The following is a 14,161-nucleotide window of genomic DNA, read 5'->3' on the forward strand; positions in this document are numbered from 1 at the left end:
AGAGGAAGAAGGGAACCCGCATGAACATCGTTCTGCTCGGCGCGCCCGGCGCGGGCAAGGGCACCCAGGCCCAGAGGCTCGTCGCCGACTACGGCGTGGCGCACATCTCCACCGGAGACCTCCTGCGTGCCGCGGTCAAGGCCCAGAGCAAGCTTGGCATCGAGGCCAAGGGCTACATGGACGCGGGGCAGCTCGTGCCGGACCAGCTCGTCGTCGACCTGGTCAAGGAACGCCTCCAGGAGGACGACGCCAAGAGGGGCTTCATCCTGGACGGGTTCCCCCGCAACACCCAGCAAGCCGTCGTCCTCGACTCCGAGCTCAAGGAGATGGGAGTCGACCTCGACGCGGCGCTCCTCGTGGACGTCAAGCCCGAGGTCATCGTAGAGCGCCTGAGCCAGAGGCGCACCTGCCGCTCCTGCGGCTACACCGCGCCCGCCGGCGTGGACGTCTGCCCACGCTGCGGTGGCGAGATGTACCAGCGTGACGACGACAAGCCAGAGACGATCAAGAAGCGCCTCGACACCTACCAACAGCAGACCGCCCCGCTCATCGAGTACTACGGCGGCCACGGAATCCTGAAGGAGGTCGATGGAGACAGGCCTGTGGACGAGGTGTATGCCGACGTCAAGGCCCTCCTTAACCTATGATCAAGATCAAGTCAGCAGCAGAGATCGACCAGATGAAGATGGCGGGGTCGCTTTCCAAGCAGGCCCTGCGCCTGGCGGGCAGCATGGTGAGGCCCGGGGTCTCCACCAAGGAGATCGACAGCGCGGTCGAGGGCTTCATCCGCCTCCACTCCGCCATCCCCACCTTCAAGGGCTATGGCGGCTTCCCGGGTAGCATCTGCGCCTCCGTCAACGAGCAGATCGTGCACGGGATCCCCTCTCCCGAGGTCTTCCTGAACGACGGGGACATCATCTCGGTCGACACAGGGGCCACCTTCGGGGGCTGGGTGGGAGACAACGCCTGGACCTTCTACGTCGGCGATCCCAGCGACGCGGTCAAGGGCCTCTGCGAGGTCACCCGCGACTGCCTCAAGGCCGGCATCGAGCAGGCCGTCCCCGGCAACCACCTGGGAGACATCGGCTACGCCGTGCAGTCCCTGGCCGAGAAGAACGGCTACGGTGTCGTGCGCGAGTACGTGGGCCACGGGGTGGGCCACGTCATGCACGAGGACCCAAACGTGCCCAACTACGGCAAGAAGGGGCGCGGCGTGAGGCTGCAGGCTGGGATGGTCATCGCCATCGAGCCCATGATCACGCTGGGGACCTACGAGAACCACACCCTCTCCAACGGCTGGACCGTGGTGACAGACGACGGCCTCCAGGCGGCCCACTACGAGAACACCGTCGCCATCACCGAGGACGGTCCCGTCATCCTGACCCAGGACGAGGTCGGTCCCTGGTGCGGCATGCAGGGCGGCGAGGAGTAGGGCGCGTCGCCCTCGCCTCATACGGACGCCCCGGGGGCCGGTCGCAGCCGCGATCGGCCCCTTTTTGCCGACTGTGGTCCTGGCGTGTGCGAAGGGCGTGCGAATTTGACCGATTTCCCTGCATTCCGTATGATTATCAGTCGCTGTGATTCACAGGGAGAAAGTAGGCACGGTGAGCAAACAGGACGGCATCGAGCTTGAGGGCAAGGTAGTGGAGCCACTTCCCAACGCCATGTTCAACGTGGAGCTCGAAAACGGCAAGACCATCCTCTGCACCATCTCGGGCAAGATCAGGATGAACTACATCCGCATCCTTCCCGGTGACCGCGTGGTGGTCGAGATTTCCCCGTACGACCTCACCAGGGGTCGCATCACCTACCGCTACAAGTAACCCCAAGACTCCAGATATTCACGCCTGCGGCTGGGCGAGGAGATAGGGCAGGCCAGCTTCCACCTGACTTGCCTCGGCAGTACCAGTTCGTACAAGCACTACCGGAAGGAAGAGACTATGAAGGTGCGTCCTTCGGTCAAGAAGATGTGCGACAAGTGCAAGATCGTCCGTCGCCATGGCAAGGTTTACGTGATCTGCGAGAACCCTCGCCACAAGCAGCGTCAGGGCTAAGAGAGGAGCTCGAAGTTGGCACGTATCAACGGTGTCGACCTCCCGCGCGAGAAGCGCACTGAGGTCGGTCTTACGTATCTGTACGGCATCGGCGCCACCAGCGCGAAGAAGATCTGCGCCGAGACCGGCGTCGACCCCTCCACGCGCGTCAAGGATCTCACCGAGGACGAGGTGACCAAGATCCGCGACTACATCGACGCGAACTTCACCATCGAGGGCGACCTGCGCCGCGCCGTCAGGCAGAACACCGCCCGCCTGATGGAGATTGGCTGCTACCGCGGCCTCCGTCACCGCAAGGGCCTCCCTGTCCATGGCCAGCGCACCCACACCAACGCGCGCACCCGCAAGGGCAAGCGTCGCCAGATCGGTGCAAAGAAGAAGGCGTAGGGGAGAGACAATGCCGCAGAAGAAGAACCAGCGCACGCAGCACATCCGCCGCGCCGAGCGCAAGAACATCGCCGTGGGCCAGGCCCACATCAAGAGCACGTTCAACAACACGATCATCTCGATCACCGACCCCCAGGGCAACGTCATCGCCTGGCAGTCCGGTGGCACCGTCGGCTTCAAGGGCTCCCGCAAAAGCACCCCGTTCGCGGCCCAGGTCGCGGCCGAGGCCTGCGCGAAGGCGGCCATGGAGCACGGCCTGCACAGGGTGGCTGTGTTCGTGAAGGGTCCCGGCTCCGGCCGCGAGACCGCAATCCGTTCCCTCCAGGCCGCCGGCCTCGAGGTTTCGGGCATCCAGGACAAGACCCCCATCCCGCACAACGGCTGCCGTCCGTGCAAGCGCCGTCGCGTGTAGTAAGGAAGGACAGTAGCAATGGCAATTGATAGGACCCCTGTCCTCAAGCGGTGCCGCCAGCTTGAAATCGACCCCATCGTCATGGGCATCAACAAGAAGTCCAACCGCCAGCCCAGGCGCACCCGTCGCCAGAAGAGCGAGTACGGCGAGCAGCTGCGCGAGAAGCAGAAGGCCAAGTTCATCTATGGCGTCCTGGAGAAGCAGTTCCGCGGCTACTACGAGAAGGCCATAAAGGGCGAGGGCGTCACCGGCGACAACCTGATGAGCCTGCTCGAGAGCCGTCTCGACAACGTCGTCTTCCGCCTCGGCTTCGCCCGCACCCGCAAGGAGGCCCGCCAGACCGTCGATCACGGCCACATCACCGTGAACGGCCACCGCGTGGACATCCCCTCCTACCAGGTGAAGGCTGGCGACGTCGTCGCCGTGGCCCCCAAGGCCAAGGACCTTCTCCCCATCAAGGAGGCCATCGTCTCCTCCGAGCACATGGCCGTTCCCGCCTGGCTCGAGGTCGACATCGAGAAGCTGCGCGGCACCGTCCTGCAGACTCCCGTCCGCGACCAGATCGACCTGGACATCGACGCCCAGCTCATCGTCGAGCTCTACTCCAAGTAAGCCCACACCGGTAGGAGGTATTCATGTCAGAATTCATCCGACCGCAGGTGTCTGTCGAGGAGATTTCCGAGAACGTCGCCCGCGTCAGCGCTGAGCCGCTGGAGCGTGGCTACGGCAACACCCTCGGTAACTCCCTTCGTCGCGTGCTGCTCTCCTCCCTCGAGGGTGCGGCAGTCGAGGCCATCCAGATTGACGGCGTCCAGCACGAGTTCACCACCGTCGAGGGCGTCTACGAGGACGTCACCGACATCGTGCTCAACGTCAAGGGCCTGGTGTTCCGTCCCATGGGCACGGGCGACGAGGCCACGGCCACCATCTCGGTCGATGGTCCCTGCACCGTGTGCGGCGGCGACTTCAAGGTTCCCGCCGAGTTCGAGCTCGTCAACAAGGATCACGTGATCTGCACCCTGGGCGAGGGCGCCCACCTCTCGATGCAGATGCGCATCGGCATGGGCCGCGGCTACGTGTCCGGCGACGAGAACGAGCGCGAGGGCGATCCCATCGGCCTCATCCACGTCGACGCCCTGTATTCCCCCGTGCGCCGCTGCGCCAAGGCCGTCGAGCCCTGCCGCGTCGGGCAGCACACGGACTACGACCGCCTCGTGCTCGAGGTCGAGACCGATGGCTCCCTCTCGCCCCGCGACGCCGTCGTCGAGGCCGCCAACATCGTCAACCAGCACATGAGCGCCTTCATGGGCTTGGCCGACGAGGAGGAGCCCGTCGAGGACGTCTCCATCTTCTCGAACGGCATCGAGGAGGACAGCACCGAGCTTGACAAGCAGATCGAGGACCTGGACCTCTCCGTCCGCTCCTACAACTGCCTCAAGCGTGCGGGCATCCACAGCGTCCGCCAGCTGGTCGAGTTCTCCGAGAACGACCTGCTCAACATTCGCAACTTTGGCGTCAAGTCCATCGAGGAAGTCAAGGACAAGCTCGAGGCCATGGGCCTGGGCCTCAAGGACTAGACACAGCATTTAGAGGAGAAGCTAGACCATGAGACACAACAAGAAGAGGGGTATGAAGCTCGGCACCGATGCCGCCCATACCAAGGCAATGAAGAAGAGCCTCGTTGCCGCGCTCCTTGCCAACGACCGCATCAAGACCCTCGAGCCCCGCGCCAAGGCCATCCGTCCCGACGTGGACAGGGTCATCACCTGGGCCAAGAAGGGCGACCTCGCCTCTCGTCGCCTCGCCATCGCCAAGGTCGGCGACAAGGAGATCGTGCGCGAGGTCTTCGAGAAGGCCGCTCAGGGCGTGTGGGAGGGCCGCAACGGTGGCTACACCCGCATCATGAAGCTTGGCCCCCGCAAGGGCGACGCCGCCGAGGTCGTCATCATCGAGCTCGTCACCGAGCCCGTCCAGCCCAAGAAGGCCGCCACGACCGTCAAGAAGGTCGTCGAGGCCGCTCCTGTGGCCGAGGTCGAGCCCGAGGCCAGCGAGCCCGAGGCTGCCGAGGAGAGCGCGGAGTAGCTCCGTCCTTCCTGCAACGGACGCAATGCCAGGGAGGCCTGCGAAAGCGGGCCTCCCTTCTTCTCTAGGGGGAGACATGCTCGAGCTGAGGTCAGTGAGCTATCGCTACGCGGGTGCCCGTCGCGATGCGGTAAGGGACTGCTCCCTTCGCGTGGAGAGGGGCGAGCGTGTCGCCCTGGTGGGACGCAACGGCTCGGGGAAGTCCACGCTCCTCTCGCTTTGCAAGGGAGGGGTGAGCCCAAGCTCTGGCGAGATTCTGGTCGATGGGGTGTCCGCCGGCAGGGACGGGGCCCGTCTCCTCCAAGAGGGCGTCGGCATCCTCCGCCAGGACCCCCGCGGCCAGCTTGTGAGCTCGCTCGTGGAGGAGGAGCTCGCCTTCGGCCCCCAGAACCTCGGAATCGGGGGAGAGGAGCTTGGACGTCGCGTGCGTGAGGCGCTGCGGCTCTGTGGCGTCGAGGACCTCGCCCACAGTCGCACGATGGGGCTCTCGGGCGGGCAGATGCAGCGCGTCGCCCTAGCGGCTGTCCTTGCGATGGGCCCGTTGTACCTGATGCTGGACGAGCCCTGTGCCCAGCTCGACCCGCGCGCCCGCCAGGGGATCAGGTCATCGCTCGCCGTGCTCGCGGGACGGGGCGTGGGGATGTTGCTGGCGTCCCACCTGCCGGAGGACATCGCGTCCGCCGATCGCGTCCTGGTCATGGAGGCGGGCCGCATCTGCTGGGAGGGGCGCCCGCTCGAGCTCTTCTCCGATGCGGCGCTCCTTGCGCGCGCGGGGGTCTTGGGGGACTCGGCTGACGCCCTCAATGCCCTGGCTCGTCGGGGCGTCGAGCCACGGGAGGCTCTTGCGGCCGACGCCACGACCTTGCGCGGGCTTGTCGAAGGGAGAGCCGACGGCGCGTGCGTGCAGTCCGGGGCCCTGCGGCGAGACGCCTCTGGCCCTGTAGGTTGGGGGACCGTGTCCTTGGGGGGCAAACCCACGGGCAGGCGATGCGGCGGCGAGGCCTCGCACCCTCCGGCCGGGGTCGAGCTCGCGCTCGATGACGTGAGCGTCAGCTACGAGGCGGGGGCGCCCGCGCTCAGCCACGTCTCCCTGGTTGCTCGGGGTGGCAGGCTCACGCTTCTGGCGGGCGAGTCGGGGTCGGGCAAGACCACGGCAAGCCTCGTCGCTGCGGGGGTGCTCGAGCCCGACGGGGGCAAGGCGACTCTTCTGGGAAGGCCCGTCAGGCCCTCGGACGTGGGGCTGGCCTTCCAGAGGCCCGAAGACCAGCTCTTCTGCGCGACGGCGCTCGAGGACGTGAGCCTGGGGCCCGGGAACCTGGGGGAGAGCGCGTCGGACGCGCGCAGGGCGGCGGAGGATGCGCTGCGCCGCATGGGGGTCGGCGAAGAGGCTTGGCCCCTCTCGCCCCTGGAAGGCTCGGGAGGGGAGAGGCGCCGTGTGGCCCTGGCGGGAGTCATCGCCATGCGAAGGAGCGCCTACGTCTTCGACGAACCCACGGCGGGTCTGGACGGTGCGGCGCGCGTGCGCCTCGAGGGGCAGGTGGGCGAGCTCGTGGGCAAGGGGGCCGCGGTCGTGGTGGTCTCGCACGACCTGGACGAGTGGCTGCCCCTGGTGGACGACGTCTGCCTGCTTCGCGCGGGTCGCGTGGTTTGGCAGGGCCGCGCCGCGGAGCTCGAGCGCCAGCCTGGCACGCTGGGGGCGTCGGGTCTGGGACTGCCACTGTACCTGCGCCTAAGGGAGGCCCTGCATGCCTAGGACGCGCGTGCTCGGCGGGTACGCCGCCACGGGGTCATGGCTCGACGGGTTGGCGGCGGGCGCGAAGGTCGCCTGCCTCCTGCTCCTCTCGCTTGCGGCCATGGCTGCCCCGGGCTGGGAGGGGCTCGCGCTCCTGGGGGTGGCACTGCTTGCGCTCCTGGCGTCGTGTCGCCTTCCGCTGGGCAGGCTGCTCCTCGCCCTGAGGCCTGCGACCGTGCTGCTGTCGCTCTCGCTGCTTGCCAATGGCCTCGTGGTGGACGGGAGCTTCGACCTTGGCCTCATGGGGGGCGTGGGCCTTCGCTGGGCAGGGCTCGCGCGTGCCGGAATGGCCGTGTGCCGCATCGTGCTCATGGTGGGGCTGGTGCTCGTGATGACGTCCACGACGAGCACCAGCAGCCTCAGCCGCTCCCTGGTGCGGGGTCTCTCGCCCTTGGGGAGGCTGGGGCTTCCCGTGGGGGACGTGGCCATGGTCGTGGTGGTCGCCCTGAGGTTCATCCCGGAGGTCGAGGAGGAGTTTGCACTCATCGTGCGTGCCCAGCGCGCACGTGGCGTGCGCTTCGACCAGGGGGGTCCCGTGCGCAGGCTCAGGGCCTACGCGGCCGTCATGATCCCTCTGGTGGTGGCCCTCTTCCGACGTTCCGACGAACTCGCCCAGGCCCTGCGCGACCGCTGCTACGCCTCGGGCTCGGGGCAGTCGTGGCGGCAGGGCGAGACCTGGGGAGCAAGGGAGCGCCTCTCGCTCGCCACGTCCCTCGCCTTGCTCGCGGCGGCGATCGTGCTGCCGGCACTATTCTAGGCTCGACCGCATGACGACTTTTCCAGAAGGAGCTCACATGCAGGCAGACCAGACGACCTCCGCAGGCGACGGCGTCATGCGGGCGTCCGCGGGCACTCTCGTCCTCAGGCTGGGCTATCGTGGGGCGGGCTTCGCCGGCTTTGCCGAGCAGCCGGGACAGCGCACGGTGGCAGGCGAGCTGAGGCGCGCCCTGCAGACCGTCCTTCGCCGTCCCGTGGAGCTCGAGTGCGCCGGTCGCACGGACGCGGGCGTGAGCGCCCTCGCGCAGTTCCTGAGCCTTCCGCTCGAGCCGGGTGAGGAGCTCCTGGAGGGCCGCAGGCTCCATGCCTCCCTCGTGGCGCTCACGCCGGACGACATATCCATCGCCGGCATCTATCGCGCGGAGGCGGGCTTCTCCGCCCGCTTCGACGCGCGGGGGCGGAGCTACCGCTACCGAATCTGCCCTGGCCCTGCGCGCCCGGTCCTCGCCTGGGATCACAGCTGGTGGCTGCGCGGGGTCCCCGCGCTTGACGTCGCCGCCATGAACGAGGCGGCCTCCGCCCTGCTGGGGGAGCACGACTTCAAGAGCTTCTGCAAGGCGGCCTCGGCCCAGCTGCTCGAGGCGGATGGCCGCTCCACCTGCCGCCGCCTCACGCGGGTCGAGGCGGGCGAGGTCGTCGAGGCGGGAGAGCGACTGGTGGTGGTGGACGTTGAGGGCAACGCCTTCCTCCATAACATGGTCCGCATCATGGTGGGCAGCCTGGTCGAGGTGGGGCGCGGCCACAGGGACCCCTCGTGGCTCTCTCGGGCCCTCGAGGCCCGCCAGAGGTCGGCGGCTGGACCCACGGCTCCCGCGCAGGGCCTCTGCCTCAAGGCGGTGCGCTACGACGAGGGGGTGCTCGTTCTCTGGGAGTAGCCTCGGCGCCCTTGGCCGGGCCTTCGCGTCCGGGTTGCCGGGTTGCCATCAGCCCACGACCCCTGCGCCACCCAGCCCTCATGCCCTATAGTGCAGGGGAGAACAACGTTGTGCCGCCACTGCGAGGGGAGGCCCCATGCCGCACAGGCGCGAGCGCTTCGAGCGCAGTGACGTTCCGCGCGAGTCCGCGCATCGCAACCTCGTCGCGCTGGCCGTTCTGCTCGTCTTGGCGGCAGGGCTCGCGGCACTCCTGACGCAGCTCTGGAGGTGCGCAAACGCTGACGGCCGCGTGGGTGACGCAGGCCTTGGCAGCGGCATCAGCACGCAGGCGGAGACGCTGGACCCCGACGAGGGCTACGAGGCGTCGGACGACGTGTTCACCCACATCCTGGTGCTTACGGTGGACGACGTCAGGAAGAGCGCGCCCACGTTGCAGAGGGCGCAGCTCCTCTCGCTCGACGCAACCAAGCGCAAGGGCTATCTGGTCGAGATTCCTCTCGACGTGCGCGTCGAGGACGCGTCTGGCGCGAGCACGCTGCAGGAGCTCTTTGCCGCGAAGGGCGCCCAGAGCTGCATCGCCCCGCTTGCCGCAGCATGCAACATCAGGGCGACCCATGTCCTGGTGGCGACGGACGAGCTCTGGGACCAGGTGAGGGGGCTGCGCAACTCTGGCGTATCGGCGCTGCTGGATAGCGCATCCGGGCTCTTCTCCAACATCTCCACCGACATGAGCACGTCGCAGCTGCTCGATGTGGTCGAACTCGTGCAGTCCATCGGCGTCGAGAACCTCGACCTAAAGGATGCGCCGGCGGACGCGGAGGACGACGGCGACGGCGGGAGCTGGTCTCGCATCCGCCAGACGGAGCTCGGGTTGCTCGTGGGCACGCTTCGCCCCACGTCGTAGGTGGTGTGTCGGGCTGGCGCCGCGCTGCTGCTGCGTCGGGCACGCTCCAACGCACGCATCCGCCGTCGAGCACGCTCCAACGCACGCGGCGGCCGCCAGGTCGCGCCTCAGGACGCGAGCGTCGCCGGCGCCAAGCACGCTTGAACGCACGCGCTTGCCATCAATCACGCTCGAACGCACAAGGCGAGAAAATCTATCTGCGCTTTTGTGGGCCCGCCTGTGCGCAACAGCGTGCTCGATGAATTGGCCGTGCGTAACGGCGTGGGCAATGGAACGAGGCGTGCGCAACGGCGTGCACGTCGAAGCCAAACGCGCGTGACAGCCAAACGTGAGCGCAACGGCATGCTCGACGAAATCGCCGCCGTCCCTCTCGCTTCTGTGCTTAGTCTGTAATCTGCGCCCTTCACCCCCTCGTCACAACGTTTGCCACCTGCTGGGCCATAATTCAGCTTGTGAGCACGGGCAACCTGACACGAAGCCTCGCCCGTGGACGAGCTGACGACGTTGTCTGGAGACGCTTGGAATGACGCCCAAGGCACCCAAGATCTCGATCATCATGCCGGCGTACAACGTCGACAGATATGTTCGCCGTGCCGTCGAAAGCATCCAGCACCAGACCTTCGCGGACTTCGAGCTCCTGGTGGTGGACGACGGCTCCACCGATCGCACGGGCCAGATCCTGGATTCCATCGCCGACCGCGACATCCGCGTCACTGCCTTCCACCAAGAGAACGGCGGCGCCCCCGCGGCCCGCAACTTCGCCCTCGACCGCGCCCGCGGCAAGTACGTCATGTTCTTCGACGCGGACGACTGGGCCGAACCCCGCATGCTGGAAGAGATGTACGAGTTTGCCGAGGCCGGCCAGCTCGAGCTTGCCGTTGCCGGCTTCTACATCGACACCTACTACGGTGACGACGGGCAGCACACCACCGAGCTCAAGAGCTGCCCCACCCGCGTGTACGGCACGCAGCGCGAGTTCAGGACCTCCGCCTGGGAGCTCTTCGACGCCAACCAGCTCTATGCCCCATGGAACAAGATCTTCCTGCGCTCCCGCATCGAGGAGCTGGGCCTGCGCTTTCGTCCCACCTTCTGGGACGACTTCCCCTACGTGCTCGACTTCGTGCGCGACGTGGAGCGGGTGGGCGTCATGGAGACGCCGTACTACCACTTCATCAGGCAGCGCAGCGAGTCCGAGACCGCCCGCTGGCGCCCCGACATGTACGACAAGCGCGAGGAGGAGCACGGCTGGATGCTGGAGCTCTATCGCCACTGGGGGCTCGAGGGCGACGCCGCCAGCATGGAGGTCGTGCAGAGGCGCTACATCGAGCGTCTCGTGGGCTGCATAGAGAACGTCTGCAACCCCCAGTGCTCCCTGGACGCGAAGGAGAAGCTCGCCCAGATCGAGCGCATGATCACGAGCGAGCGCGCCCAGCTGGCGGTTGCCGTCGCGCGTCCCCGCACCAAGATGATGGCCCTCATGCTCCTTCCCATACGGGAGAAGAACGTCGCCATGGCATACCGGGAGGGTCGCTTCATCAGCTTCGTGAAGCGTCACAACACGCGGATCTTCGCCACGCTGAAGGCGAACCGCTAGCCAGCCGTCCGCTGGCGTCCCGCGCCGGAGGCCTTGTTGGCCGCAGTGCAGGCCATCGGCGCCTCTCGACTGCGATACAGTAGGACGAGGCCGCCGTGCGGCCCTACGGCGCATGCGACGAGGGGAGCCGTCTTGTTCTGTCCCAACTGTGGCAACGAGGTCCAGCCCGGCCAGGCCTTCTGTGGCAACTGCGGGTTCAGGCTGGAGGCAGGGGAGAGGCCCGTTTCCGTTCGGCCCGAGGTGACGGCTCAGGACGCGGTGACGGTCCATCCGGAGGCCGTCGAACGACCGGTGCAGCCTGCGGCGGAGCCTGCGCAGCCGGCGTCTGCGGCGCCCGCGCAGGCAGCGAATCCCGTTCCCGCCCAAGCCGCCCCCGACCCCTATGTGGCCGCAGCCGAGCCTGCCGCCGGCGCGACCGCTCCCGGCGCGCGCCACGCATATGGGACCGGCGACATCGTCACCCTCGCGGGCAATGCCGCGGCGCTTCTCTCACTCATCATGCCCTGTGTCACGTCACCCCTGATTAAGCTCACCGCCTCGGCCATGGGCTCGTCGTCCAGCCCCATCGCGTACCTCATGGGCGGGGCGTCGCCCGACGCCCTGAGGATGCTCTCGCTCTTCAGGGGCAGCTGGAACATGCCCGAGCTGCGCGGCACCGTGAGCCAGCTCAACCGCCTCGCCGGCCTCATGGCGGGCGCTGGTGACGTCGACCTCACCACCGCGGGCGTGCTCTCGAAGATTGGCACGCTCAATGCGGTCGTCACCGTCGCCTTCGTCATCTGGGCGCTCATGCTCGTCGCCCTGTGCTTCTGTATCGTCAGGCCCTTCCTCAAGGTGGCCGGCAACGACAGGCTGCGGGCGCTCGAGGGCGCCGTCGACCTCCAGAAGGTCCTGATGGTCGGCGTGGGGGCGCTCTCGCTTCTGTGGTGCGCCTGCGTGATCTTCGCCAACGGGCAGATCGAGTCCCTCGCGGCAGGTGTGGGCGGCAGCCAGGTGGGTCAGGCGCTGGCCCTGGCGAAGCCTCTCGAGCTCACGTCCTGGCCCTGGGTCGCGGGCATCGCGTCCCTTCTCACGGCCTTCTGGCCCCAGCTGTCACGTCGTCTGGGGCTCGCGAGCTAGTTAGTTCCATCGGTTCCATCGGCCAGCGGCCCCCATGCGGTCGAGGGTCCGCCCGAACGCAACGGTACGGCAGAAACCACGAGCACTTGGAGGCTCCCATGACCAGCAAGCAGGACATCGCTAAGGCGCTCCTTTCCATCAGGGCCGTGTTCCTGAGGCCCAACGAGCCCTTCACCTGGGCTTCCGGCATCAAGAGCCCCATCTATTGCGACAATCGCCTGACCCTGAGCTATCCCGAGGTCCGCACCCTGGTGGACGAGGCGCTCGCCGCCGCCGCCAAGGAGCTGTATCCCGAGGTCCAGATGCTCATGGGCACCTCCACCGCCGGAATCGCGCACGCCGCCATCGCGGCGGACCGCCTGGGCATCCCCATGGGCTACGTTCGTGGCTCCGCCAAGGACCACGGGCGCCAGAACCAGATCGAGGGTCGCCTCGAGCCTGGCCAGAAGGTCGTGGTGATCGAGGACCTCATCTCGACCGGTGGAAGCGTCCTGGACTGCGTCAACCCCCTGCGGGAGGCGGGAGCGGACGTCCTGGGCGTCGTGAGCATCTTCACCTACGGCATGCGGCGCGGGCTTGACCGCCTGGCTGCGGCAAACGTCACCAACACCAGCCTCTGCGACCTGGACGCGCTGGTCGAGGTGGCCGTGGAGGAGGGCTACATCGAGCCTGGTGACAAGGCTCGCCTGCTCGCCTTCCGTGACGACCCCTCCGACCAGAGCTGGATGAGGGGGTAGCCCGGCACGCCGCGCTTTGGAGTCCATGACTTGAGACGTGAGGGAAGGCATAGGGGGCAAGGGGAGAGAGGCTCCCGCCATGGCCGCGTCCGCTCCAGGAGGGCGGCCGCGCGCTCTGCCGTGCGACGTCCGCTCGCCGCTGCCGTGAGGAGGATGCCTCCCCGGCCGCAGCGCATGGCCCGTCGCCTGCATCGCTGGCTCAGAAGGTCTCTGCTCTGGCTCATCGATGCCAGGCCGCTCTCGTACGGCGTGATGGCCTTGGGAGCGTTGTTGCTGGTGCTAGCCTTGCTGGGTCTGGGCTCCTGCGTGCATGGATGCGTGGCCGGTGGCGCAGGCGGCAGCGGGCGGGCGACGTCCGACGCGGGGTCTGCGGGCGAGGTGGCCGATGTCCGGAGCTGGCAGCTGCCTGCGAGCTTCGACGCGCAGCTCTCCTCTCGCCTGCAGGAGCTGGGGCGCGAGGATGTTCGCGTCGCAAAGGCGCTGGACAATCTTGACGCCTACGCGAAGGTGGGCAACGGTGGCGCGTACGAACAGCAGAAGCTGCTCAAGCTGGCGGCGGACGACCCCGCTGCCATCGACTTCGTCGCGGACCTGCCAGAGAGCTATCCGCGGGCCAGGTCCGAGGAGTATGCGTCCGGCGTGACCAAGGGCGTCGTGCCCCGGCTGTACCAGTGGGACAAGCGTTGGGGTTACACGGAATACTGCGGCCGAGACTTTGGCACCACGGGCTGCTGTCCGACGTCGTTCTCGATGGTGTACATGGCCGTGACGGGGAAGACCGACGTTACGCCTGGCGTTGCGGGCGAGCTGGCGCAGGAGCTCGACATGGTGGACGACGACGCGGGCACCTACGGCGACTTCATCCCCACGGCGGCGGAGCGCTACGGGCTCGAGTGCCGGGAGGTGGGCAGGTCGGTCGAGGTGATCAAGGCTGAGCTGCAAAGCGGGCACGTGCTCATCGCCAACGTGGGACCGGGGGACTTCACCACGGCGGGCCACTTCATCGTGCTCACGGTTTGGAACGCGGACGGGAGCGTGTCCATCTGCGACCCGTACTCGTCGGTGAGGTCGGGACAGACCTGGGACCCGGAGCGCCTGGTCGGCCAGACGATGCGCCTGCATAGCTTCAAGCTGTAGTGGGGGCTGGGTGTGCGTGCCACTCGCTTGCGCCGGACACGCGCCAACGCACGCCATTGTCATCGAGCACGCAGTTGCGCACAGGTGTCGTCGTAAAAGTGCAGGTCAAATTTTTCGACATGTGCGTTGGGGCGTGCGGGATGAATTAGCTGTGCGTTGGGGCGTGCGCGACACGTGGAGACGTGCGTTGGAGCGTGCTTGATGCACGACGGTGCTCCGACCCCCTCCCACAACGTCCGATGCGTCGATTGGCTTCGCGACTACGTCCAACGCGTCAGTTAAATCGTCGAC

The 14,161-nt window shown here is 67.3% G+C and carries 17 protein-coding genes; all 17 read left to right on the forward strand.

Annotated features, from left to right (window positions below; genetic code table 11):
• Window positions 1–20 precede the first annotated feature (20 nt).
• Window positions 21–647: an adenylate kinase gene (locus HMPREF1868_RS08410; protein ID WP_062531650.1), complete on the forward strand. Its 627-nt coding sequence runs from the start codon at window positions 21–23 to the stop codon at window positions 645–647.
• Complete coding sequence (map, locus tag HMPREF1868_RS08415) at window positions 644–1,432, forward strand: type I methionyl aminopeptidase (RefSeq protein ID WP_062531651.1); 789 nt, start codon at window positions 644–646, stop codon at window positions 1,430–1,432. Before HMPREF1868_RS08410 ends, map begins: the two co-directional genes overlap by 4 nt.
• A 172-nt stretch (window positions 1,433–1,604) precedes the next feature.
• Window positions 1,605–1,823 (forward strand): translation initiation factor IF-1, encoded by a 219-nt coding sequence (gene infA / locus HMPREF1868_RS08420; protein ID WP_009278458.1) that lies wholly within the window; start codon window positions 1,605–1,607, stop codon window positions 1,821–1,823.
• 117 nt (window positions 1,824–1,940) lie between these two features.
• Window positions 1,941–2,054, forward strand: a complete 114-nt coding sequence (gene rpmJ, locus HMPREF1868_RS08425; protein ID WP_009278459.1) for a 50S ribosomal protein L36 — start codon at window positions 1,941–1,943, stop codon at window positions 2,052–2,054.
• Window positions 2,055–2,069: 15 nt separating this feature from the next.
• The gene (gene rpsM / locus HMPREF1868_RS08430; protein WP_009278460.1) at window positions 2,070–2,441 is read left to right on the forward strand and encodes a 30S ribosomal protein S13; all 372 of its coding nucleotides are present in this window, start codon (window positions 2,070–2,072) and stop codon (window positions 2,439–2,441) included.
• 10 nt (window positions 2,442–2,451) lie between these two features.
• Entirely contained in the window at window positions 2,452–2,853 is a 402-nt protein-coding gene (gene rpsK / locus HMPREF1868_RS08435) for a 30S ribosomal protein S11 (RefSeq protein ID WP_009278461.1), read from the forward strand.
• Between the two features lie 18 nt (window positions 2,854–2,871).
• Window positions 2,872–3,465, forward strand: coding sequence for a 30S ribosomal protein S4 (gene rpsD / locus HMPREF1868_RS08440; protein WP_062531652.1), 594 nt, complete (start codon window positions 2,872–2,874; stop codon window positions 3,463–3,465).
• Between the two features lie 23 nt (window positions 3,466–3,488).
• Complete coding sequence (locus HMPREF1868_RS08445) at window positions 3,489–4,430, forward strand: DNA-directed RNA polymerase subunit alpha (protein ID WP_062531653.1); 942 nt, start codon at window positions 3,489–3,491, stop codon at window positions 4,428–4,430.
• Window positions 4,431–4,458: 28 nt separating this feature from the next.
• A complete protein-coding gene (rplQ, locus tag HMPREF1868_RS08450; protein ID WP_062531654.1) occupies window positions 4,459–4,935 on the forward strand; it encodes a 50S ribosomal protein L17 in 477 nt (158 codons plus the stop codon).
• Window positions 4,936–5,011: 76 nt separating this feature from the next.
• Complete coding sequence (locus tag HMPREF1868_RS08455) at window positions 5,012–6,688, forward strand: ABC transporter ATP-binding protein (RefSeq protein ID WP_062531655.1); 1,677 nt, start codon at window positions 5,012–5,014, stop codon at window positions 6,686–6,688.
• Entirely contained in the window at window positions 6,681–7,484 is an 804-nt protein-coding gene (locus tag HMPREF1868_RS08460; RefSeq protein WP_062531656.1) for an energy-coupling factor transporter transmembrane component T family protein, read from the forward strand. The genes HMPREF1868_RS08455 and HMPREF1868_RS08460 overlap by 8 nt, the downstream gene beginning before the upstream one ends.
• Window positions 7,485–7,521: 37 nt before the next feature.
• Window positions 7,522–8,379, forward strand: coding sequence for a tRNA pseudouridine(38-40) synthase TruA (gene truA / locus HMPREF1868_RS08465; protein WP_062531657.1), 858 nt, complete (start codon window positions 7,522–7,524; stop codon window positions 8,377–8,379).
• A 136-nt stretch (window positions 8,380–8,515) separates the two neighbouring features.
• Entirely contained in the window at window positions 8,516–9,283 is a 768-nt protein-coding gene (locus tag HMPREF1868_RS08470; RefSeq protein WP_040656718.1) for a hypothetical protein, read from the forward strand.
• A 523-nt stretch (window positions 9,284–9,806) separates the two neighbouring features.
• Complete coding sequence (locus HMPREF1868_RS08475) at window positions 9,807–10,877, forward strand: glycosyltransferase family 2 protein (RefSeq protein ID WP_062531658.1); 1,071 nt, start codon at window positions 9,807–9,809, stop codon at window positions 10,875–10,877.
• 132 nt (window positions 10,878–11,009) lie between these two features.
• The gene (locus tag HMPREF1868_RS08480; RefSeq protein ID WP_062531659.1) at window positions 11,010–11,996 is read left to right on the forward strand and encodes a zinc ribbon domain-containing protein; all 987 of its coding nucleotides are present in this window, start codon (window positions 11,010–11,012) and stop codon (window positions 11,994–11,996) included.
• 98 nt (window positions 11,997–12,094) lie between these two features.
• Window positions 12,095–12,733, forward strand: coding sequence for an orotate phosphoribosyltransferase (gene pyrE / locus HMPREF1868_RS08485; RefSeq protein ID WP_062531660.1), 639 nt, complete (start codon window positions 12,095–12,097; stop codon window positions 12,731–12,733).
• 153 nt (window positions 12,734–12,886) lie between these two features.
• Complete coding sequence (locus HMPREF1868_RS08490; protein ID WP_082719601.1) at window positions 12,887–13,870, forward strand: C39 family peptidase; 984 nt, start codon at window positions 12,887–12,889, stop codon at window positions 13,868–13,870.
• Window positions 13,871–14,161: the final 291 nt, after the last annotated feature.

The organism is Olsenella sp. DNF00959, assembly GCF_001553055.1.
GTDB classification, from domain to species: domain Bacteria; phylum Actinomycetota; class Coriobacteriia; order Coriobacteriales; family Atopobiaceae; genus Olsenella_I; species Olsenella_I phocaeensis.

Coding starts and splice junctions, on each gene's coding strand:
- rplQ (WP_062531654.1), top strand. CDS start 4,459: ATGAGACACAACAAGAAGAGGGGTATGAAGCTCGGCACCGATGCCGCC.
- HMPREF1868_RS08475 (WP_062531658.1), top strand. CDS start 9,807: ATGACGCCCAAGGCACCCAAGATCTCGATCATCATGCCGGCGTACAAC.
- truA (WP_062531657.1), top strand. CDS start 7,522: ATGCAGGCAGACCAGACGACCTCCGCAGGCGACGGCGTCATGCGGGCG.
- HMPREF1868_RS08470 (WP_040656718.1), top strand. CDS start 8,516: ATGCCGCACAGGCGCGAGCGCTTCGAGCGCAGTGACGTTCCGCGCGAG.
- pyrE (WP_062531660.1), top strand. CDS start 12,095: ATGACCAGCAAGCAGGACATCGCTAAGGCGCTCCTTTCCATCAGGGCC.
- HMPREF1868_RS08455 (WP_062531655.1), top strand. CDS start 5,012: ATGCTCGAGCTGAGGTCAGTGAGCTATCGCTACGCGGGTGCCCGTCGC.
- rpsD (WP_062531652.1), top strand. CDS start 2,872: ATGGCAATTGATAGGACCCCTGTCCTCAAGCGGTGCCGCCAGCTTGAA.
- HMPREF1868_RS08460 (WP_062531656.1), top strand. CDS start 6,681: ATGCCTAGGACGCGCGTGCTCGGCGGGTACGCCGCCACGGGGTCATGG.
- HMPREF1868_RS08490 (WP_082719601.1), top strand. CDS start 12,887: ATGCCTCCCCGGCCGCAGCGCATGGCCCGTCGCCTGCATCGCTGGCTC.
- HMPREF1868_RS08445 (WP_062531653.1), top strand. CDS start 3,489: ATGTCAGAATTCATCCGACCGCAGGTGTCTGTCGAGGAGATTTCCGAG.
- rpmJ (WP_009278459.1), top strand. CDS start 1,941: ATGAAGGTGCGTCCTTCGGTCAAGAAGATGTGCGACAAGTGCAAGATC.
- rpsK (WP_009278461.1), top strand. CDS start 2,452: ATGCCGCAGAAGAAGAACCAGCGCACGCAGCACATCCGCCGCGCCGAG.
- map (WP_062531651.1), top strand. CDS start 644: ATGATCAAGATCAAGTCAGCAGCAGAGATCGACCAGATGAAGATGGCG.
- HMPREF1868_RS08410 (WP_062531650.1), top strand. CDS start 21: ATGAACATCGTTCTGCTCGGCGCGCCCGGCGCGGGCAAGGGCACCCAG.